Source organism: Bradyrhizobium sp. USDA 4506 (assembly GCF_054058795.1).
Genome location: NZ_JBSSBM010000001.1, coordinates 468,130 through 488,567 on the forward strand (window position 1 = coordinate 468,130; position 20,438 = coordinate 488,567).

The window sequence follows — 20,438 nt, forward strand, 5'->3', positions numbered from 1 at the left end:
ATTCCATATGCCGATTGCTTACACGCCCACAACCGTTCCGGTTGTCATCGATGAGACCAAGTGCATCGCCGACAAGGGCTGCACAGTTTGCGTCGACGTCTGCCCGCTCGACGTGCTCAGGATCAGCGATCTCACCGGCAAAGCCTACATGAAGTATGACGAATGCTGGTACTGCATGCCCTGCGAGGCCGATTGTCCGACCGGCGCCGTGACCGTCAACATTCCCTATCTGTTGCGCTGACATGACGGCATTCGATCCATTCGAGTCTTTCGGCGATCTCGACGAAATCTCGGACCGACTGCAAAGCCCTGACCCGGCGGTCCGTCGACTCGCGGTCATCGACCTCGTGGAGACGTCCACGGATGCAACCGTGCCTCTGCTGGCACGAGCGGCGGCCGACACCGATTCGAGGGTCAGGCTCCAGGCCGCGCGTGCGTTGGGAGACTTCGATGGGGTCAAGGTCGCCGAGGCTCTGGTCCGCGTCCTGGTCGATGCTGATGTCGAAGTCGCAAAGGCGGCTGCGGGCAGCCTTGCTGAGCTCCGCACCCCCGCGGCCAGCGCCACCCTGCTGCCGCTGTTGGACCATTCGTCCAGCTTCGTGCGGGCGGCGATTCTTCGCGCTTTGAAAGCGCTCCAGGTCGGCGCATCGCTCGGACCGGCCATTGCGGCACTCGATGACCATGATCCTGGGGTGCGCGTCCAGGCGGTCGGCGTAATCGGCTATCTCAAACTCATCGAGGCACTGCCCTCGCTGATCCATGCGACCAAGGACGGACATCCCGATGTAAGGCTTGCCGCGGTTGACGCCCTATCCTTTGCCCGGAACGAGGCCGCCGCTCAGGCGGCGGCCGCCGCCGCGCTTTCGGATAGCGAATGGCAGGTGAGGGCGGTCGCCGCCGAGACGATCGGGCGGATCGGTCAGGGCCCGGGCGCGGCCGCGCTCACCGTCGCGTTGAACGACAGCTATTGGCAGGTCCGTCAGAAGGCGTTGCAAAGCCTGGGCAAGCTCCGGTTCCGGGGGGCGGTGGGCGCCATCGCTCCCTTCCTCGATGACGAGTTGCCGTCGCTCCGCAAGGATGCCGCCGCCGCGCTTGGTGAAATCGCCGATCCCTGCGCCCGCGACGCGCTGGTTGCGCGCGCCCGGGATTATGATCCGGACGTGAGGAAAACGGTGAACTGGGCGCTCCAACAGATCGAGGCGCGCCTTAATCCTTGAACAGGATCTTCTTGAGCAGATCGAGCCGATTGATACGGATGCTGCTGCCGTCGATGCAGATGATGTTCTTGTTCTGAAAGCGCTTGAGCATCATCGTGACCCATTGCCGCGTGGAGCCGACCATTGCGGCGATCTGGTCATGCGTCACCTTGCGGGCTATCAGAACTGTATTGCCATCTGCAGTTCCGTAGAGTGCAGCCAGGTTCAACAGATATTGCGCCAGCCTCTCGATCACGGAGCGCGTCCCCAGCATCTGCGCCATTGAGGAGTAGCATTTTCCCTTCGCGATCAGCCCATCGATCATGGCCAGTGCGAAAGATGGGATCTGCAGAAGGAGCGTTTGCAATGTGCGGCGGGACAATGCGGTGATCTCGCAGTCCTCAATAGCCACGCCGGACCACATGTGCGCACCGAAGCCCGAGATCTCTGGCCCTCCGATAAAATGTCCAGCCGTCCAGTAGGCGAGGGTGATCTCCCGGCCTGAAGGGGCCGTGTAGTAGACCCGGACCTGCCCGCGCCTGATGATGAAAATCCCATCATGGTATTCGCCTTGGCTGAACACCATCTCGCCCTGCGGGACGAAAACGGCGCGCCCCGTGGCCAGCACCTGTGCTTTTTCCTCGCTCGACAGGCGGTCAAGAAAATGCGCTCCCAGGTTAAGGCCATCGATGCTTTCGCTCATGAACAGCGCAATTTCATTGTCTGCCAGGCGAGGGGCAGATGTCGCGGCAGCGCTCAGCTTGGCGGGCCAGTCCAGCTGAGCCGTAGCGCGACTTCGCGCAATCGGGTTTTCAGTCTTGGAGTCAAAAGCGTCCTTGAATGCGGTCATTGCTATCGGTTCGCCCTGCGGTGCGCGCGTAGCTAAGGCGGACGAAAACGCAAAGTCCACATCTTTGATGGTGCTGAAATGCACTTAGCAAACTGATCCGAAAAATGCGTTGCCGAGGAAATGATTCATCTTCCCATCGCGATGCAACGAGAAAGAAATTCAACGCACCCCATTCGCGCACTGAGACCAAATAGAGACATCGCGAGCCGAGCAGGCCGCAACGCAACTAATTGCTTCATAGGCCGCCGCATCAGTTCCAGGGTTCGCTCCTGAGGTGCCGGGGGCAGGCTACCGGCCGCGCGCAATCGAAAGAGAGGGCCAATGATCTCGTCCAAACTCCTGAGAGCCTGACTGAAAAATGGGTGAGTGATCTCAGTGGGGTGTGATTCCATCGGATTTGCAAAGATTCGAGGGAGAGCACGATGCCCTGGACCAAGATCACTCGGGAGCAATATCGGCGGGACGATCTGCGTTATGCAAGCGATATGACCGATGCGGAGTGGGCGGTGATCAGACGCCTGTTGCCGCGAGCGAACCGGCGCGGCCGGCCGCGTAAGACGGAGCTGCGTCGTGTGATCGAAGCGATCCTCTATATCGTTTCGACCGGCTGCCAGTGGCGGGCGTTGCCGCAGGAGTTCCCGCCCTATTCGACGGTGCAGGGCTATTTTTATAGATGGCGGGATACAGGCCGGTGGCAGAGGATTGTCAGCGTGCTTGTCCGCCGGGCGCGAAAAAAGCTTGGACGGACACCGAAGCCGACGGCAGCCGTGATCGACAGTCAAAGTGCGCCAACCACCCAAGCTGGTGGACCGCGCGGCTACGATGCAGGCAAGCGCATCTACGGCCGCAAGCGGCACATTGTGACGGATACCAATGGCCTCCTCCTTGGGGTTCATGTTCATCCGGCCAACGTTCAGGACTGCCATGGCGCCGTACCGCTGCTGAAGAACGTGCGGATGAACTTCCCCCGGCTGCGCCACGTCTTTGCCGACCGGATCTACCGCGGAAATCAACTCCTCGACGCGCTCTCAGACTGCGGTCCATGGACTGTCGAGATCGTCGAGCGGCCTCAAGGCGTCAAAGGCTTCCAGCTTCTGCCGAGGCGGTGGGTGATTGAACGCACATTCGCTTGGTTCGGCAGATGCCGCCGCCTCGCCAAGGACTTCGAGGCGACGGTGGCAACCGAAGCTGCCTGGCTGCTGATTGCACACATCAGGCTCCTGACCCGCAGACTCGCGGCTGCAGCTAAGGTTGGGTGATTTATGAGTCAGACTCTGAGGATGACCGCTGCTGTCGCCGTTGCGGCGATTGGCATGATGGGCGTATCGCGCGCCGAAACTATTCGGGTTGCGGTTGGGACGCAGGATACGACGATCAATTGCGCAACCGGCGGCCTTCTGATCCGCGAGCTAAAGCTCCTTGAGAAATTCCTGCCCCATGACGGCAAGTACAAAGACGTCACCTACGATATCCAGTGGAAGAATTTCACCAGTGGCGCGCCGCTGACCAACGAGATGGTCGCCGGCAAGCTCGATTTCGGGGCGATGGCGGATTTTCCTGGATCGCTCAACGGCGTCGCCTTCCAGAAGGCCGGTCGCCGCAGCCTGTTCATCAGCGTCTTGTCGGGCAGCACCAAAGGCAGCGGCAATGGCATCGTGGTGCCGGCAAGCTCGTCAGCACAGTCGATTGCTGATCTGAAGGGCAAAACGATCTCCGTTCCCTTCGCATCGACCTCCCACGGCATGCTGCTTCGCGCCATCGAGGCCCAAGGGTGGAGTCCTGAAACTGACGTCAATATCATCACCCAAGCGCCGGAAGTGGCCGGTCCCGCCTTGCAGGCGAACAAGATCGAGGCCCACGCGGACTTTGTGCCATTTGCTGAGCTATTTCCTTGGCGCGGTTTCGCGCGCAAGATTTTTGACGGCTCGCAGGCGAATGCGCCGACCTTCCATGGTTCTCTCGTCGATGCCGAATATGCGGAAAAGTACCCTGAGATCGTCGTCGCCTATCTCCTCGCAGCCCTTGAAGCAGATCGGCTGATCGCGCAAGAGCCGGAGAAATACAGCGAGCTGATCGCGAATGTGACAGGAATCGAAGCGGAGGTGGTCTATTTGTTTCATGGGCCGCTCGGCCTGCAGACCCGCGACGTGACCTGGAAGCCCGAATACCGACAGGCAGTCGCGACATCGATCAAGACGCTGAAACACCTGAAGCGCGCCGACAGCGACCTCGACATCACTCAGTTCGTGACCGACAAGTTCATCCGCATCGCACTCGCGCAGGCTGGTCGCGACGACGATGCTGAGTTGAAGAACTACGCCCAGCTTCCCCTAAAGGCCAAGGATGCTGCGACCGGAGCAGAAATCACCGATTTCACCCGGGTGGCGCAGATCTGGATCAAGGACGAGCCTCAGGTGCGGCACTATAGCGCGCCGGAGAATGCCCTGCAGGCGCTGGCGGCATTGGAGAAGGAGGGTAAGGCGATCCGTGTCGTCTATGTGCAGGACCGCGCGAGCGGCATCAAGCTGTTCGCAAATCAGGCCTGGTTCGTGCGTACCCCCAAGGGGGAACTCAGCGCTTTCTTGCTCAAGGAAGGTGCGGAGAAGTGGGTGAAAGCGCACGGCGGCCAGGTGGTCGATTACGCCGGCGCGCGCGATTCGCTCGTCGCGAGCCGGTAAGCCATGGTACCGCGGCGCAGCGCGAAAAGGCGGCAGGCATTGCGCTGGCTCGTGGGCAGCTTCTCGATCCTTGCCTGCATCGCGCTTTGGCAGCTTGCCTCGGCGGAGCATGTGAATTTTGGCGTCGTGACGTTTCGCAACGTGCCGCCACCGACCGAGGTCGTACAGGCGGCGATCGTTTTCTTGAAATCGCCAAAACTCCTGGCGCATGTCACGAGCAGCCTGTGGCGGGTGTTCGCGGGCTATCTGGCCGCGGCGGTGACCGGAATAGCCCTTGGCTTCGCGATCGGCCGGTCGCGCGCCGCCAGCGATCTCCTGCTACCGCCGCTCGAGCTGTTGCGGCCGATTCCAGCGGTCGCATGGATACCGCTGTCGATCCTGATCTTCCCGTCGTCCGAATTGTCGATGATCTTCATCACCTTTATCGGCGCGCTGTTTCCGATCATCCTGAACACCGTGCATGGCGTCGTCAACATCGATCGCAGGTTGATTGCCTCCGCTCAAAGTCTCGGTGGTTCGCCAGCCGCAATCCTGTGCGAAATCGTGCTGCCGGGTGCGGCGCCGAGCATCGTGACTGGCCTTGCCATCGGTATGGGCACCTCCTGGTTCTGTCTCGTCACCGCGGAGATGATCTCAGGCCAGTTTGGAATCGGCTACTACACATGGGAGGCCTACACGCTGCAGAATTATGCCGACATTATCGTCGGCATGCTGGTCATTGGTCTGCTCGGCATGGGTAGCAGCTGGCTCCTGACGACACTTGGGCAATATTTGATGCCATGGCGGCGTCCGGCGGCGACGAGATGAACGTGCGCCTGTCCGACATCACAGCACAGATGGTGGGCCGGATCGACGTCCGCCAAGTCTCGATCTCACTCGGCGAGGGGGCGGAGACCTTCGAGGCAGTCCGCGATCTCGACATCACAGTTGCACCGGGCGAACTCGTCTGCGTCCTCGGTCCGTCCGGCTGCGGCAAGTCGACCCTGCTCGGAGCGCTTGCGGGACATTTGCAGGTGACGCGGGGACGATTAGCGGTCGACGAGCGGCCGATCCTCGGTCCAAGTCCCGATCGGGGAATGGTCTTCCAGCAGCACACGCTGTTTCCCTGGAAACGGGTGCGCGACAACGTCGCGTTCGGGCTGAAGATGCGCGGCATCGCCAAGGCCGAGCGGCGGCGTACTGCGGATGAATTTCTGAAACTGGTCGGTCTTGAGGGCTTCGAAAGCTTCTATCCCTCACAGCTTTCCGGTGGCATGCAGCAGCGGGTCGAGATTGCCCGGGCGCTCATCAATCAGCCGCGAGTCCTGCTGATGGATGAGCCATTCGGTGCGCTGGATGCCCAAACGCGCATCCTGATGCAGGAGGTGCTGCTGGACATCTGGACCAAGATCCCGACGACGACCATGTTCGTCACGCACGATATCGAGGAAGCGCTGTTCCTGGCTGATCGGATCATCGTCATGAGTGCAAGGCCGGGACGCGTGATCGATGATATCCGCTTGCCATTTGGCCGGCCACGGAACTCAGAGCTTGTTACCGAGAGCGAGTTCGTGCATCTGAAGCGTCACGTGCTCAATCTCCTACGGCGCCCGGACAGCGCCGCGTCGCTGCCACGTCTAAGCCCGCTCGGGATGGCTAGCTAGCTCTGGTCAGGAAGGGGAGAGGGTAGAACGGCGCTTTGAGGTTTTTGGACGCTGCTTCCGCTGAAAGACCTTGTATAAGACGTCGTCGACGCTGAGCGTGGCATGCGCCGCACGGTAGTCTATTCCGGCTGTGCAACGTGATTGGCCACGGCCACCCCACTGAGGCGGCTCGCCAAGCACGAGCTCGACTGCAATCAGCGCCAGGGCAAAGACATCGGCGGATCTTTTGTCCGGAGAAGATCGTTCGGACCGGCGGCAGGCCGAACCGCGCTGCCTTCAAGGCGAACGGACGCGACCAAGGCGCTGCTCGAGCCACAGGCTGTAGCGCGAGCCGCCATAGCCGATCACGAAATAGATCACGGCCACCAGAAGAAACGCCTCCTTGTAAAACCCAAGCCAGTTGGGGTCGGCCGCCGCCGCCTTGGCGGCGTTGAGAATGTCGACGATGCCGATAACGGCAAGAAGGGACGTCGCGAGCAGGAAGCCGATGGCCTGGTTGACCAGCCCGGGGATCACCATCCGCAACGCCTGCGGCAAGATCACCAGCCGCATCGACCGCCAATAACTCAGTCCGAGTGAAGCTGCGGCCTCTTCCTGTCCGGTCGGAACGGCCTGCAGACCGCCGCGTATGACCTCCGCGGTATAGGCCGTCCAGAATAGCGTAACCATGATCATCGCTCGCGGCAGCTTGTCGGTCGAAAGACCAGCTGGTAGCGCCATGGGCAAGATCAGCGTCGCGAAATAGAGTATCGCCACCATCGGAATAGCCCGCATGAACTCGATATAGCCGATCGTGAGCAGCCGCAGAGCGCGCAGCCTGGATCGCCGGCCGAGTGCCAGCAGGATTGCCAACGGCAGCGATACGGCAAAGCAGGCCATCCAGACCAGCAACGTCACCGGCAGCCCGCCCCACTGGTTGGAGGAAATCCGCGCCTCACCCGGTATACCGCTCATCAATAGCCAGCAGAGTAGGATTACCGCCGGCCAGCCAACTGCGAGTTCGCGCCGCCAGAAGCGCGGCACGGCCGTGACGGCTAGCAAGGACGCGATCAAGAGGCACGCAACGCCCGGACGCCAATCGAGGTCAGCCGGATAAAATGCAAAAACGATGAAGCGGAACTTAGCTGTGATGAATGCCCAGCAGGCGCCGTCCTGCGCCAGGCAGTCGGCGGAAGTCCCGTGCCAAGTTGCATCAAGCACCAGCCAGCGCAATAGCGGTGTGACAATCCTGACGACCCCCAGAGTCACGATGACCGTGATGATCGAGTTCAGCCAGGTGCCGAACAAGCCTGTTCGTAGCCTCCTCCAGAGCCGTGGACGAGAGTTCTGAGGCTTTTTGGCAGCCTCGAGTGCAGTCATTTTGACGTCTCTCCGCGCAACGCCACTCTGGTGTTGTAGACACTCATCAATGCCGACACCGCGAGGTTCAAGGTGAGATAGAGGAGAACGACGATCAGCAGCGCTTCGAATGCCTGCCCGGTGGTATTGGCGGTGGTGTTGACGATGTTCATGACATCCGGATAGCCGATCGCAACGGCAAGGCTGGAATCCTTGATGAGGTCCAGATAGCTCGAGGTGGCCAATGGCGTGATGACGCGCAGGGCTTGCGGCAGGACGACCAGCCGCATGATCTTGCCGCGGTGCAGTCCCAACGCACGCGCGGCGTCCCATTGTTCTTGACGCACCGACAGGATGCCGGCGCGGACGATCTCCGCGATGATCGCTGAAAACTTCACGGTCAATCCAACCAGGAGTGCCGCAAACTCGGGCGTCAGGCTGACGCCGCCCCGAATGTTGAACCCGCTGATCGCCGGCACTTCGAGGCCGATCCGCGTGCCGCTGGCAGTGAACGTTGCGCCAAGCACAAGAATACCCACCAGGGATACCGGCAGCGGCGCCAGCAGCCCTGTGCGCTTGTTGCGCCAACCGCGCCATACCAGCCAGATCCAGATCCCGGCCACGGCGGCCAAAACCAGCATCGCTAAGAGCGAGAACTCTCGTATGACGATTCCCGGCACATATACGCCGCGGTTGGTCAGGAAGACCGCGTCGAGCAATGTGACAGCGCGACGCGGCGAGGGCAGGGCATGGGCAAGCGCGATCCAGAAGAACAGCTGCAATAACAATGGAGTGTTGCGAACGATCTCGACATACCAACGTACGAGACCAGACAGCATCAGATTGCCCGAAAGCCGCATCACCCCGAGCGCGACACCAAGGACCGTGGCGAAGCCACATCCCAGCAACGCAATCTTGGCCGTATTCAAAAGGCCAACTAAAATCGCCCGCGCATAGCTATCGCCGGCGTGGAAGGCGATCATCCCCTCACCGATCTCAAAATTGGCGGCGTTTTCCAGGAATCCGAAGCCCGGCGTTACCCCGGTCCGCGCCATGGTGGTCGCGATGTTGGATCCGAGCACAATCAGGATTGCGGCCACGCCAACCAAGATCACAAGCTGCAACCAGGGACTCGGACCCAGCCAGCCAAAGACCTGGCGCCGGAGGGAGCGCGTCCTCGCCACGCTCGCGGTCTTCGGCGCGACGATCATCACGGACGCATATCAGCGAAACGGCGGGGAGTACAACAGGCCTCCGTTGGTCCAGAGCTTGTTGTGGCCACGCTCCCAACCAAGTGGCTTGAGATGACGATCGAAGATCTCGCCGTAATTGCCGACCGCCTTGATGATGTTGTAGGCCCATTTCGGATCAAGGCCAATCGCCTGCGCAAGCGACGGATCGACGCCGAGGAAGCGCTGGACCGCAGGATCCTCTGACTTTAAGAAGCTGTCGATATTCTGCGAGGTGATCCCCCATTCTTCGGCCTGAATCGTCGCATTCACCGTCCAGTTGACGATCTCAAGCCAACGGTCGTCGCCACTTGCTACTGCTGGCGCCAACGGCTCCTTCGAAAGTCGCTCCGGCAACAGGACGTAGTCGTTCGGCTTTTTCAGCTGCGCGAGCTGTCCAGCAAGAGCCGACGAATCCTGTGTGATGGCGTCAACGCGGCCGGACTCGAGTGCCGCGACAAACTCACTGGTATCCTCGACAGTGACGGGGGTAAACTTGTGCCCGTTCTTGCGGAAAAAATCGGCAATATTCAACTCGCCCGTCGTGCCGCTCTGGATACCGATGGTCGCGCCGTCCAGCTGAGATGCCGATGTCACCCCACTATCCTTGCGAACCAGAATCCCCTGTCCATCATAGAAGATAGTCGGCCCGAAATGGAATCCGAGCTTGAATGCGCGTGTGATCGTAACGGTCACGCCGGATAGCAGGATATCGAACTCGCCGGATTGAAGCGCCGGAAGCCGTTGCTGCGGCGACGAACTCGTGAACTCGACCTTATTGGCATCACCGAAGACCGCAATTGCCAACGCGCGCCCATAGTCAATGAAGAACCCTTGCCACCTGCCATTGTCGTCCGGTGCAAAAAAGCCGGGCGTGGTGCCCACACCGACTTTGATGACGCCATGTGATTTGATTCTGTCGAGCGTTGGACCGGCAGACGCGGCCGGCGACACGAGAATGAGTGCACCGATCAGTGTGGCAGTAATCCATCTCGACCAAGGGGTAAGAGCAGTCATTCGAATCTCATGGTGATCACGTAGAAAAAGAGCCGCGAACTTTATCCAAGTCCTTAGCGCAAGCTACTTCAGAGCGGCAACTACCGTAGTATTCACAGCATGCCGTTCATCAGATGACGGTGAAGCAAGCTGATCCGCTGATCAATCCTAACGTCTGATGCGTTCGGCCCGCGCGTTGCCTATCGGGCGTGAACCACCACATAGTGAAACGTGCAGCTGCCAACGTATCGTCGGTGCTCATTGTTGCAATTCCCGTCCTCTATTCAACTATCTGATAGGTGGTGTTGATGGTCAATAAAATAGCCATCTCTTATTCGCGCCGCTCGCAGATCAAGTGTTCTTCATAAGCAGTTGCCGCAGATAAATGGACACCTCCTTTCAACAGGCAGTTGGGCGAATTGGCGGGAAGGGAGGCGAATCAACGCGCGACTCGCAGCGCAAGCGCCGAAGAATGCGAAAATTATGCTGCCCGCAGCCACCGAAAGGGACAGCTTTTATCGCTGGCCTCACCGGACGCGAGAGGCGGTCAATCTGGTCGTGCGGAGCCGGAACTGACAATGAGCCCGCTAGTTGTAGAAGTGGCCATTTGTCCCTAAACGAGAGATCGTAATGACGCGGACACTTGCTGAACTCCTTGCGCAAAAGCAGCAGCTATTGGAGCGGCTGCAAATGGAGCCCGGTTTGCATGAGCAAGACGAAATTGCCCGCCTGCTCATAAGGATAAACGCCACATTGAATTGGCTCGATGGGACGGCAACCAAGACGAGATCGAAGCAGCGTTAGGCGGTCGCTGAATCCATGTCACGTCTGCCGTCCGGCAACTCGGAGCCAGCGCATCGGTGGGTGCCTTGAACTTCATGTGCAGTCCGATGGTCGCGATTCGTCGATCTGCAACTTGATCCTTTAAGCACGCCGCTGCTGAAAACCAGCACGGTTGCATCAGGATACCGTTCTATCTTCAAGGGTTGCGAGCAGTTAGACTGTGCGCTAAGCCCGGGTTGAGCAGTGAAATACCGTAGAGCCGAAGCTGTATGTCTGAAGAAGCCTTCAAAGAATGGCTACGCCAGCTCCGTTTCGAGATCGAGCAAGTGTATTCGCAATTCGAGCTCCATCCAGAGCATTGTCGAGACGAGTTTGAAAAAGGTCGCACACCGTTGGAAGCGTTTGACCGCATCATGAGGGCCGCAGCTGAAGCGTCGGCGAAGCAAAGATTTTCCTAAACGTTTGACTGTGCAAGGGGCTCCCACCTGAGCAGCGGGCTTGCCTTTTTCATAGCGACGCCTGAATGGCCGGCCAACTCACGCGCGAATTTCGTATCTCCCCGTTCGCTCAGCTCGAAGGTGGCCCGCGCATGACGGACGCGTCTCGCCGTTGCACTGGCACTCGATGCGCCGCTTGTGGGCCTCGCGCGATCGGCCAAGCGCACCCAAGCTGATCAGGATGGCCGTGCTCGGGCCCGCCTCCTGCTTCCCTACAGGATTCCGACGACCTGCTCGTTTATGGTCCGACTTGACTTCATGAGCATCACTTGCGACCTGATGGACGCCGCGTTCGGGTTTCCGGAACACCAAAGCATTGCTTTGTATTGCTGGTGTTTCCGCCATTTCTCAAGCATTACCCATGTGCCTTGGGCCGCTGGTTAGGGACGTACGCGGACGTGCTCGAGATTGGCGATCCCGAGCGACCCTAAATCGGGCCAGGGAAGTCTGACGAGAGCTGGCTGGGCCCTCCCATCTCAGATCCACATCCGTTTAAAGCGCCAAAATATCCTTCGATCTCGACAACCGCTCGTCGCTCCCATTCCTCGGCCTGCGTTAGCAACGAGATTCGTTGAATCGGTCGAAATGTCGCCGCCTGACGGCACAGCGAAGCTATTGCGCGGTAGCGGCGCACGTTTTCCATAACGGCCAACCCGGACATGTTCGAATCTCCCCATTCGATCCCGGCGGGAAAGTGTGCCAGAACAATTTTCGATTGGTTAGCGACCAGATCGGTAAGCCTGCATGGTTGGCAAATCCTTATGACATGTCGCGTCGAACATTAGCCAGCGCGATAGCGGTAGCAGATCATGCCGACGACTGACATCAGTCAGTCCCTGCTTCCCGCCATTGGCATCGGCGACATTAGGGTTGAATCAGCTGTCGTATGGTGCACCGATCGACGTCAAACCCGCGGCTAATTTGGGCATCTGTCATTTCGAACCGCTTGCGGCTTTCCGGTACGTCCCCGCACGCTGGGTCATCTGGGCAGCCGGCTCCCTACTGCCCTTGGTACTTGGGACCTCCGGCAGCATTTCGGCGGTCGCGTTGTCTGGCGTGTCGTCCTTCCAGCGTACCGAGCCGAATGGCCTCTCCAGCATGCGGCGGACACGAACCGGGGCGGGGCCGATGTGAAAGCGGATGGCCTGCTGATCCAGTGCGCGCTCCGACTGGGTCGAGCGGTTACGCCAGCGCAAGTAGTCGAACCAGGTCGGACAGTGATAGCGCTCGGTCCACAATTCAGGATCGGCAATGTCGCGCGCAATCGACCAGCCATAGGCGCCGTTGCGCTGGCGGGACAACTGCACGTCCTGCATGACATGATGAAACGCCCGTGCATTCTCCTGTGCAACCCGGTATTCGATCTCAACGACGAGCGGCCCGCTGCGACCGGTCAAGGCGAGCCGTACCTCGGGATCGGCGAGCGGCTCAGACTCCTCGCCCCGCGCGCCGATGCGAGGCATGGGCAGCCAATGGCCGATGAGTGGTGAGGCGAGCATCATGGTGGCCGACACCAGCAGCGCGGTTTCGACCCCGGCCGCGTCGGTCAGATGGCCCCAACCCCAGCTGCCGACGGCAATCCCGCCTGAACCCGCCGCCTGATAGGCGGCAAGTGAGCGTCCGGCCACCCAGCGCGGTGCCGACAGCTGCACGCCAATGTTGAATACGGCCCACGCCACCATCCACACGGCTCCCGCCAGGACCAGTGCTGCCGCCGTCAACACCGGTTGACGGCTGAGCGCGACCGCCGCGACCGCCGCGCTCATGGACAGCGCGCAGGTGCGGATCGCAGCCTCACCGCTCATGCGCTTTCGGAGTTCGGTGATGCTCAGCGCGCCAACGACCGCTCCCACGCCAAAGGCGCCAAGCATGATGCCGTACGTTTGGGCGTCGCCATGCAAAAGGTCGCGCACTACGAGCGGCATTAAAGCAGTGATCGCGCCGCCGACGACGCCGGTCACCATGGCGCGGGCCAGCACGATCTTGATCGACGGCGAATTGGTGATGTAGCGCACACCGGACACCATGGCGCGGTTCAGCCCTTCAGGCGGCAGCCGCGAGGGCGCGCTGATGCGTTTCCATAGGAACAACGCGACCATCAGCGGCAGATAAAGCAACGTGTTTAGCGAGAATGCTGCGACTGCGCCCGCGGTTGCTACCACGACCCCGCCAATCGCCGGACCCACGCTGCGCGCGATATTGTAACTGACGCTGTTTAGCGCGACGGCTGCAGGCACCAAGGCGTCAGAGGGCACCTGTTCGCTGACCGACGATTACCAGGCCGGCCCCATCAGCGCCATGCCGCTGCCGACGACGAAGCAGAGCGCAAGGAGGAGATTTGGTGTGACCAGCCCCAGCCAGGCAACTACCGTGAGGGCGGTTGCGCCGGCAAACGCAATACCGAGCGAGAACAGCGCGACGATCCGGCGATCATACATATCAGCGATCGCACCGGCTGGCATCGAAATCAGCATCACTGGAAGCAACAGCGCGGTCTGCACCAGCGCAACTTTGTCGGCCGCGGGCGCCATCTGCGTCATCGCCCAGGCTGCGCCAACACCTTGAATCAAGATGCCGAGATTGGAGAGGAGGCTCGCGAACCAGATGCGCCGGAAGGTCGCGTGCCTCAGCGGCGTTGTGATGCCATCGGCGCTACGCGTCAGGACTTTAGCTGAATCGATCATATCGGCTCGGTGTGATCTACCATAAATCGAGTCTGGTACGAATCACAAGCATGTTCCCGGCGCGATATCGCGTTCAAACATCGGCGTGGGCGGCAACTGCGATGCCTCGATCGCCTTTAATCCGAGCGATGACCCTGCTGCATGGCAGTCATGACGTCGCAGTGAGCGGACCACGAAATGGTCCTCATCGCCGACGTGATTTCTGCGCGCTCCTATCGCATAGGATCCTCCGAATAGCCGGCCCAGTTCTGCAACATCTCAACGGCTGGAGGAGGCATAGCTGTTGATCGTTCCGTGGCATTAGCTGGCGCGGAGCTGCTCCAGCGCTTAGCGAACTGACCCCGCGGGAAACGGTGGCAGCTGCCACACGTTTGAAAAACATCCACAGCGTCAGCTACAGCTTGAGCTGAGCCTTCGTTATGGCACGTTCACCGGGGGCAGGGCTGCGGTCGGACGCGGCACGAAGCCGGATTGGTGCTGGCCGCGTGTCGCCAACACAATTACTACGGTCGCAAAAAGGATTAGGAGTCCACGCATTTCAATCCAAAAAATTGTACTGCAATTTTGAAGTGGCTCGCGTGCCGGGGGGATGTTTTCTTCTAAGGCATCGGTCCGCGAGCAAACGCGGAAGGCCTACTCCTCAATCTCACAGAGTTTCGCAAGCTACATGGCTTGCCGCAAGACTACGTAATCGGCTGACCTGCCAAAAACTGCGCCATTCCCAAGAAACCGCAGGAATAATGCGCTCAAGATTGGCAGGGTAGCCAGCCGGACAGCAAGGCAGCAATTGTCGCTCTCAGCGCCCCCTGCAGTCATGATCGTTCTCCGCCAGCCTTTGTATTCGACGGGCGGGTAACGTCGGATTGGCGAAGGCCGGCGACAAGCGCAAGCCAAAGCGCGCGTCGTAGCAAGAACCACGGCGCGCATCTCAATCGCGCGGAGATCATCGTCGACACCGAGGTCTCGAAGTGGGCCATTTCACTGAGTGTGCGTACATCTTACGTGGCGAAGCTTATTCACCCGCCGCCCAGATTCATAGAGAATGCCGGGGAGGGTAGCGAGGGAGACGTTACTGGGATGTTTCGCATTTGAAGCAGCGGCGGCTTTTTGTTCGTTCCCTGCGAAGCAAGCGTCATCATGTTCCGGCACCGCAGACAAGAGGAGATACTATTACGCCTGTTGTGCATCGAGGGGACAAACGTCGAGCCGGATTGGCTATGGCCTCTGTCGTCTACAAACCAAGCTCGGCTCGAGCCAGCAACGCGCGTAGCTCTGTTGCGAGGCAACTGCGCTTCAAGCCGTTCGACGAATTTAATTGCTGGAACCGCTTTCAGATGCATCGTCAACCTGAAAACAACGGCGACGGCAAGAATCAAGAATCGTCATTCCCGACAAGACAAAACTCTGTTTGCAAAATCTCTCGTCGATTGCAAGAGCATCAAACGTCTAGGTATGATTGTAAGACTTCGCCATTGAGACTGACGAAGCTTGGTCCACGGGCAAAATTGGCGCCGTCAGAGACTTGAAGAGCACAGATTGGTCCGTTCCGTACGAAGTTTGCATGAGCGCAATCGATCAAGCTAACGTGCAAACGCGGAGGCGGAATAGCCTACGCGGTGGCATTCTCAGTGCGCCCCCAAATGACGAACGTGAACAATGTAAAACTCACACAAGTCTGAGGCGTCGCTGACGCAGATTGTTGTCGCCTATCGAGCAGTTTGGTGTCAGTCTGCTAACGCTTTGCCTCTATCTCAATTCTCGAGCGTCGAATGGCCTGCGAAGGAATTCCATTGAAAGCGCAAGGCGGGTGCAAGTTGACACACAGGCGCCAACCGGTGGTCTCAGACGCATCTGCTGGCTGTTGGAGCGTTGCAGCTGGCGCGCTGTCGCGCGCGTGACCGACGGCTGCGATCGCAATAGAGAGTGGGTCCATCGCATCGCCGAATGAGGTTGTTCGGAAACTACAACGCAGACGCCGCGTCTTCCCCCAACATGTATGTAACTTCACGCTAAGGAGCGAACGTGACCGTATACGGTGGGCCGGTCTTTGACATGGCCGCGAAGCAATTTGAAGTCATCGCAGATTATCTATCTATACCGCAGGACGCGAGAGCTCGGCTATTGATGCCGAAGCGAGCGGTGACGGTCTCATGTCCGATACATCGCGACGACGGCACGACGGCGGTCTTCGAGGGCTATCGTGTGCAGCATCACCTAACGCTGGGCCCCACGAAAGGTGGCACGCGGTTCGCCAAGAGCGTTGATCTCGGTGAAGTCGCGGCACTGGCCATCTGGATGAGCTGGAAGTGCGCGCTAGTCGGATTGCCATATGGCGGCGCGAAGGGAGGAATTAGCGTCGACCCGTCAAGTCTGTCCAAGCACGAACTTGAAGCGCTTTCGCGCCGTTACATGCAGGAAATGATTCCATTCGTTAGTCCGCATACAGATGTGATGGCGCCCGACATGGGGACCAACGAGCAGATCATGGCCTGGTTCATGGACACGTACTCGATGTATCAGGGGCAAACAGTCACGGAAATCGTGACGGGAAAACCCGTCAGCGCCGGCGGGACATTGGGACGTCGCGAAGCCACAGGGCGAGGTGTCGCTCATTTGGTCCGTCGTTCTGCAGATGAACGCAATATCCGTCTCGATGGCGCAACCGCAGTTGTACAAGGATTCGGCAATGTCGGTTCGATCGCCGCACTCGAGCTGCACAATATGGGAGTCAACGTGATCGCGGTAAGCGATCACACCGGCGCGCTCTACCGGCCTGCGGGCCTCGACATCCCCGAGCTGGTCAGACATGCAGCCTCGCGAGGCAGCTTGAACGGCTATTCCAGCGAGCTCGCTTTGGATTCAATGGAGATGCTGACGTTGCCGTGCGACATACTTGTTCCGGCCGCGGTGGAACGGGTCATCAACGGAAAAATCGCCGGTAATCTGCGCTGCCGCATACTTGCCGAAGGCGCGAATGGACCGACTACGCCAGAGGCTGATCGAGTGCTAGAAAAACGTCAGGATGAGATCTTCCTGATCCCGGACATCCTGTGCAACTCAGGAGGTGTCGTAGTTAGCTACTTCGAATGGGTGCAGGACCTTCAACGATTGTTCTGGGAGGAGGAAGAGGTCATGCGGCGCGAGTATCAGATTCTGAATCGAGCGTTTGAACAGGTATTGTTGCGAAGTAAGCGGGATAAGGTGTTGAACCGAACCGCCGCCATGGCCATCGGAGTGGAGCGGGTACGGGACGCAAAGGAGACGCGTGGACTGTTCCCATAGCCAAGCTCAAACACGTTCGTTCGGGCTGTGAGTCTGTTGATGCCGCTAAGCAACCCGGTCAGCAGACTCGGTTGGACGATGGAAAGAGGCCGGGAGGTGGTGCTCATGCTCCCTTGATGGCTTATCAAAACGCAAACCTACGATGCGACGAACGACGCATGAGTTTAGTGCTGACCGCACTTGAAGTCGCCACGCTGTTCGTTGAAGCGTACACGCAAACTTTGCACAAAATGAACGGCGCGTACTGCGGTGGCACTGGATCGTAACCGTCCGCACCGTGGGTCTAGCGGAACGACCATTCGTATGGCACCCCGTACCCGCATGCTTGCGACGACAATTCTGAGGCGCGGCTTCCACATTGACAGCGCCTCGATGGTCTCCCGGTCGGACCAGCAAATTGTGTGTTCCGGTACCCCGCCAGCCGAGCCGCTCGATCTAGTCTAGTCGATCGCGACCCGCGATATGGGGCCGCCGTTCAGTCTTCCTCGGCAGCGATCGATTCCATCAGCGATACCAGCTGGCGCTGGACAGTCTGATCCTTGATCTTGCTGTAGGCGCGCAGCAACCGAAGGCTGAAGGCACTGTCGAGGAACAGGAGGCTCTCGACTTCCCGGGCCTTGTTGTCACCGTCGTAGAAGAAGGTGACCGGGACATCGAGCGCGGTCGCGATCTGCTGAAGGCGAGCGGCGCCGACGCGGTTGACGCCCTTTTCGTACTTCTGGACCTGCTGGAAGCTGACGCCGAGTTTGTCGCCGAGCTCAGCCTGCGAGATCTTCTGCTCGACACGTCGCAGGCGAATCCGCTTGCCCAACTCAATGTCCGACTTGCCGGCACTGCGCTGCTTCATCTTCTTTGCTGCTGATCTCATTCTAGTGACCCGTCCTTCAAATCGAGAATCCCTTGCCCTCCAAGGTCAAGGGGCCGTCCATGATGTACCGCGTCAAATCCGCTTGGATCGCCCAGTTGGTCGTGAGAATTCCGAAAACCCGATAAGGGCGCCGGATCGGTGTCCAAACTCATTTAAAGCATCGAAAGCACCTTTATACTGACGCCGCCCGATTACGTGCAGCCGATCGCGCCAGGGGGCCTGTCGACACTCCGCCCGCCACATTTGGCAGAATAATGGCCGCAACACAACTAGTACGAGTTTAGTCATCGCAGATTTTGATGTTCGTGCTTACCGCGCAGCACAGCTTCATGTCCCGTATTCCTACGGGACCTTCAACATGTTAAGTGCGTTATCGTCAGTACAACCGGTGCTAGTGTTGGTGGGATGGTTAAAGCAGGGCTGTTTGGCGCCGCCCGGTCGGTTGGCGAAACCTCGATGATGGTGTGGGTTGAGCTTTCGCATTGTTGCTGGACAAATGCCGAAAGGCCGTGAATCATCGGAAACATCCCTGCGCCTGACCACAATCCGCACACTATTGGTGGAACGGCGTATGGAGCGAGAGGAATGGAACGCCTCGGCGCGACCCGATCGTGTGTTTTGAACATATGCAGGCCGCTAATCTTGAAGAACGATTGCTGTCGCTGCTTGCACCCCTGGAAGAGTATCACTCATTTCTGCTTGGTCGTGGCAGCTATGAGACTGCGAAATTGCTTTCGCTCGCCATCTTTGAGGTTCGGATGGAGTTGCACAAGGTCATAGATTCCGATTAGACGGCAGTGGCCTTGGCCGGCGGTCGTCAACGTCTACAACAACACGCTCTCTAAATCGGCGTTTCTTGAAACGATCAAGAACTCGAAAGACGAGGGCGACGAGGGCGCTTCGCTGATTGGCCATCTCCCGCCCTCACCGAAGGAAGATGTTTCGCGAAAATCCGGACCGGTCCCACATCGCCTCTGTATTGATTTGACGCGACTCTCTCGATCAGTTTGCGACAGGTTTTAAAGACAGAGTCGTGCGTGAGCCTCGGATCCGCCCACATTCCTCCCAAGGCGCACAGCGCCGCGTTACTGATCTCGCACTCGATGCTCCTGTTGCCATCGAACATCGTGAATCTATAAACCATCGATTCCGGGTCATAACCGATGGGCTTTCCACTCGTCAGCGGCATCGTTCCACATTCGTGCGTCAAATATCGGGGCTTACGCATCAAATCGAACGGTTCGCGAAATACGCACCCCGGCCATGCCAATCTCACCAGCCGCAAAAGCTCGAACGATCACGATAGCACGTAAAGCGGCGCGGGTACGCCGCGGCTCAAAGGTAACTCTATATTGACAGATTGCCGTTCTCATTTGCGCGAAAAGTGTGTACGAACCGGACAAAGCCACGCGTCCTGCCGATGGCGTGTGCAATCGGATAGGCGAAGTTTCGATCTGTGTCGCTCTCGTAGGCGATGTTAGGCGACTCCCGGAATCATGGACCTCTTACAGAGCCGAACCAGCCACCGGCAAAAGGCGCGAGCGATTTCGGGATTGTCACTGCGATCCACCGCATAGGCCCGATATCGCATACCGCTCGGAGCGCGCGATCCCGGTATCATATGCAGCGCGCCTCCGCGGACCAGATCACTGACAACAATCTCGGGCGCCACGAGAAGGCATTTTCCCGTCATGACCGCTGGCAGTGCCAGGTAATTGTGATCATATCGCGCCCCCGACTTTATGTCGTTCGAGGTCAAGTTCATGGCTCTTAGCCATGTAGGCAGTATGTCTGGCCGGGATATAACATTCAGAACTGGCATCGAGCGAACGATCGAGAGGCCTTTGCCGCCTACGTGAATTGGAGAGCCCACGCAGACCAGTTGCTCGTTATGGATTTCCCAATCGTCGGCCGGTTCGTTCGGGGAGAGGTCGCGAGTAATCAAGAATGTCGAAATCGTCCGAGGATGCGGGCTGCGACAGTGAACTAACCACATCCACGGTCACGCCGCCCATTTCAGCGGAGAATGCTTGGAGATTCGGGATCAGAAGGGAGTAAGCGAAGGTAGAAAGCGACGTGCGGATCACAATTCGATTGGCATTCGAACGATTGCTCCGGCGCATTCTCCTGGCGGTGTACGAGCAGGACCTGTCGGTTCGGGAGATCTCGGAACGGCTGCAGATCAGCAAGAGCTCGGTTGCCTCCTACCTGCTGCGAGCACGCGAGGCGGGCTTAAGCTGGCCGTTACCGCCGATTTACGCGAGCGAGGCGGCGTTGCAGCGGGCTCTGTTCCGGCGGGTCGGGCGGCCTCCGCAGGACTTGAGCGAGCCTGAGTGGCCGCGGTGCGGCCGAGACTGGCGCGGTATCTACGCAGGCCGCCGCTAAGTCCTTATC

At 59.2% G+C, this 20,438-nt stretch carries 15 protein-coding genes and 3 pseudogenes; 10 read left to right on the forward strand and 8 right to left on the reverse strand.

From position 1 onward, the window contains the following. Window positions 1-7 precede the first annotated feature (7 nt). A complete protein-coding gene (locus ACVIHF_RS02100; protein WP_253610329.1) occupies window positions 8-241 on the forward strand; it encodes a 4Fe-4S dicluster domain-containing protein in 234 nt (77 codons plus the stop codon). A 1-nt stretch (window position 242) separates the two neighbouring features. Continuing rightward, entirely contained in the window at window positions 243-1,217 is a 975-nt protein-coding gene (locus ACVIHF_RS02105; RefSeq protein WP_253610330.1) for a HEAT repeat domain-containing protein, read from the forward strand. On the opposite strand, the gene ACVIHF_RS02110 is transcribed toward ACVIHF_RS02105, so the two are convergent. After that, window positions 1,207-1,899: a Crp/Fnr family transcriptional regulator gene (locus ACVIHF_RS02110; RefSeq protein WP_456791504.1), complete on the reverse strand. Its 693-nt coding sequence runs from the start codon at window positions 1,897-1,899 to the stop codon at window positions 1,207-1,209. The two genes, ACVIHF_RS02105 and ACVIHF_RS02110, sit on opposite strands and share 11 nt — an antisense overlap. Window positions 1,900-2,468: 569 nt before the next feature. Between ACVIHF_RS02110 and ACVIHF_RS02115 the strand changes: the two genes are divergently transcribed. Genes ACVIHF_RS02115 through ACVIHF_RS02130 form a run of 4 tightly spaced genes read left to right on the forward strand, consistent with a single transcriptional unit; the run spans window position 2,469 to window position 6,367 of the window. Further along, window positions 2,469-3,305: an IS5 family transposase gene (locus ACVIHF_RS02115; protein WP_456791486.1), complete on the forward strand. Its 837-nt coding sequence runs from the start codon at window positions 2,469-2,471 to the stop codon at window positions 3,303-3,305. A 21-nt stretch (window positions 3,306-3,326) separates the two neighbouring features. Next, on the forward strand, window positions 3,327-4,724 hold the full coding sequence (locus tag ACVIHF_RS02120) for an ABC transporter substrate-binding protein (protein WP_253610331.1): 1,398 nt from the start codon (window positions 3,327-3,329) through the stop codon (window positions 4,722-4,724). A gap of 3 nt (window positions 4,725-4,727) precedes the next feature. Further along, a complete protein-coding gene (locus ACVIHF_RS02125) occupies window positions 4,728-5,531 on the forward strand; it encodes an ABC transporter permease (protein ID WP_253610332.1) in 804 nt (267 codons plus the stop codon). After that, window positions 5,528-6,367 (forward strand): ABC transporter ATP-binding protein, encoded by an 840-nt coding sequence (locus tag ACVIHF_RS02130; protein WP_253610627.1) that lies wholly within the window; start codon window positions 5,528-5,530, stop codon window positions 6,365-6,367. The genes ACVIHF_RS02125 and ACVIHF_RS02130 overlap by 4 nt, the downstream gene beginning before the upstream one ends. Before the next feature lie 276 nt (window positions 6,368-6,643). On the opposite strand, the gene ACVIHF_RS02135 is transcribed toward ACVIHF_RS02130, so the two are convergent. The 3 genes from ACVIHF_RS02135 to ACVIHF_RS02145 form a co-directional block, all read right to left on the reverse strand. Next, window positions 6,644-7,654, reverse strand: a complete 1,011-nt coding sequence (locus tag ACVIHF_RS02135) for an amino acid ABC transporter permease (RefSeq protein WP_253610333.1) — start codon at window positions 7,652-7,654, stop codon at window positions 6,644-6,646. Window positions 7,655-7,722: 68 nt separating this feature from the next. Further along, window positions 7,723-8,916: an amino acid ABC transporter permease gene (locus tag ACVIHF_RS02140; RefSeq protein ID WP_253610334.1), complete on the reverse strand. Its 1,194-nt coding sequence runs from the start codon at window positions 8,914-8,916 to the stop codon at window positions 7,723-7,725. A 12-nt stretch (window positions 8,917-8,928) separates the two neighbouring features. Then, complete coding sequence (locus tag ACVIHF_RS02145) at window positions 8,929-9,951, reverse strand: amino acid ABC transporter substrate-binding protein (protein ID WP_253610335.1); 1,023 nt, start codon at window positions 9,949-9,951, stop codon at window positions 8,929-8,931. A 609-nt stretch (window positions 9,952-10,560) separates the two neighbouring features. On the opposite strand from ACVIHF_RS02145, the gene ACVIHF_RS02150 reads away from it, so the two are divergent. Then, entirely contained in the window at window positions 10,561-10,734 is a 174-nt protein-coding gene (locus ACVIHF_RS02150; protein ID WP_253610336.1) for a hypothetical protein, read from the forward strand. Window positions 10,735-10,982: 248 nt separating this feature from the next. Continuing rightward, a complete protein-coding gene (locus tag ACVIHF_RS02155) occupies window positions 10,983-11,171 on the forward strand; it encodes a hypothetical protein (protein ID WP_253610337.1) in 189 nt (62 codons plus the stop codon). 466 nt (window positions 11,172-11,637) lie between these two features. Here ACVIHF_RS02155 and ACVIHF_RS02160 read toward each other — a convergent pair whose 3' ends face one another. Continuing rightward, entirely contained in the window at window positions 11,638-11,871 is a 234-nt protein-coding gene (locus ACVIHF_RS02160) for a hypothetical protein (RefSeq protein WP_253610338.1), read from the reverse strand. A gap of 271 nt (window positions 11,872-12,142) precedes the next feature. After that, window positions 12,143-13,894 (reverse strand): annotated as a pseudogene (locus ACVIHF_RS02165) (MFS transporter). Window positions 13,895-15,916: 2,022 nt separating this feature from the next. Here ACVIHF_RS02165 and ACVIHF_RS02170 point away from each other — a divergent pair. After that, window positions 15,917-17,176 (forward strand): Glu/Leu/Phe/Val family dehydrogenase, encoded by a 1,260-nt coding sequence (locus ACVIHF_RS02170; RefSeq protein ID WP_253610340.1) that lies wholly within the window; start codon window positions 15,917-15,919, stop codon window positions 17,174-17,176. 475 nt (window positions 17,177-17,651) lie between these two features. On the opposite strand, the gene ACVIHF_RS02175 is transcribed toward ACVIHF_RS02170, so the two are convergent. Together ACVIHF_RS02175 and ACVIHF_RS02180 are read right to left on the reverse strand one after the other, a co-directional pair. Then, window positions 17,652-18,023: a helix-turn-helix domain-containing protein gene (locus tag ACVIHF_RS02175; protein WP_253610628.1), complete on the reverse strand. Its 372-nt coding sequence runs from the start codon at window positions 18,021-18,023 to the stop codon at window positions 17,652-17,654. A 1,498-nt stretch (window positions 18,024-19,521) separates the two neighbouring features. Further along, window positions 19,522-20,182, reverse strand: a pseudogene (locus tag ACVIHF_RS02180) (LysR substrate-binding domain-containing protein); the annotation flags it as partial. Here ACVIHF_RS02180 and ACVIHF_RS02185 point away from each other — a divergent pair. Continuing rightward, window positions 20,121-20,381: pseudogene (locus ACVIHF_RS02185) on the forward strand (sigma-70 region 4 domain-containing protein); the annotation flags it as partial. The pseudogenes ACVIHF_RS02180 and ACVIHF_RS02185 overlap by 62 nt on opposite strands. Window positions 20,382-20,438: the final 57 nt, after the last annotated feature.

Bases quoted from the DNA above. Each gene is read 5' to 3' on its own strand.
- ACVIHF_RS02100 (WP_253610329.1), top strand. From the start codon at position 8: ATGCCGATTGCTTACACGCCCACAACCGTTCCGGTTGTCATCGATGAG.
- ACVIHF_RS02105 (WP_253610330.1), top strand. From the start codon at position 243: ATGACGGCATTCGATCCATTCGAGTCTTTCGGCGATCTCGACGAAATC.
- ACVIHF_RS02110 (WP_456791504.1), bottom strand. From the start codon at position 1,899: ATGAGCGAAAGCATCGATGGCCTTAACCTGGGAGCGCATTTTCTTGAC.
- ACVIHF_RS02115 (WP_456791486.1), top strand. From the start codon at position 2,469: ATGCCCTGGACCAAGATCACTCGGGAGCAATATCGGCGGGACGATCTG.
- ACVIHF_RS02120 (WP_253610331.1), top strand. From the start codon at position 3,327: ATGACCGCTGCTGTCGCCGTTGCGGCGATTGGCATGATGGGCGTATCG.
- ACVIHF_RS02125 (WP_253610332.1), top strand. From the start codon at position 4,728: ATGGTACCGCGGCGCAGCGCGAAAAGGCGGCAGGCATTGCGCTGGCTC.
- ACVIHF_RS02130 (WP_253610627.1), top strand. From the start codon at position 5,528: ATGAACGTGCGCCTGTCCGACATCACAGCACAGATGGTGGGCCGGATC.
- ACVIHF_RS02140 (WP_253610334.1), bottom strand. From the start codon at position 8,916: ATGATCGTCGCGCCGAAGACCGCGAGCGTGGCGAGGACGCGCTCCCTC.
- ACVIHF_RS02145 (WP_253610335.1), bottom strand. From the start codon at position 9,951: ATGACTGCTCTTACCCCTTGGTCGAGATGGATTACTGCCACACTGATC.
- ACVIHF_RS02150 (WP_253610336.1), top strand. From the start codon at position 10,561: ATGACGCGGACACTTGCTGAACTCCTTGCGCAAAAGCAGCAGCTATTG.
- ACVIHF_RS02155 (WP_253610337.1), top strand. From the start codon at position 10,983: ATGTCTGAAGAAGCCTTCAAAGAATGGCTACGCCAGCTCCGTTTCGAG.
- ACVIHF_RS02160 (WP_253610338.1), bottom strand. From the start codon at position 11,871: ATGTCCGGGTTGGCCGTTATGGAAAACGTGCGCCGCTACCGCGCAATA.
- ACVIHF_RS02175 (WP_253610628.1), bottom strand. From the start codon at position 18,023: ATGAAGCAGCGCAGTGCCGGCAAGTCGGACATTGAGTTGGGCAAGCGG.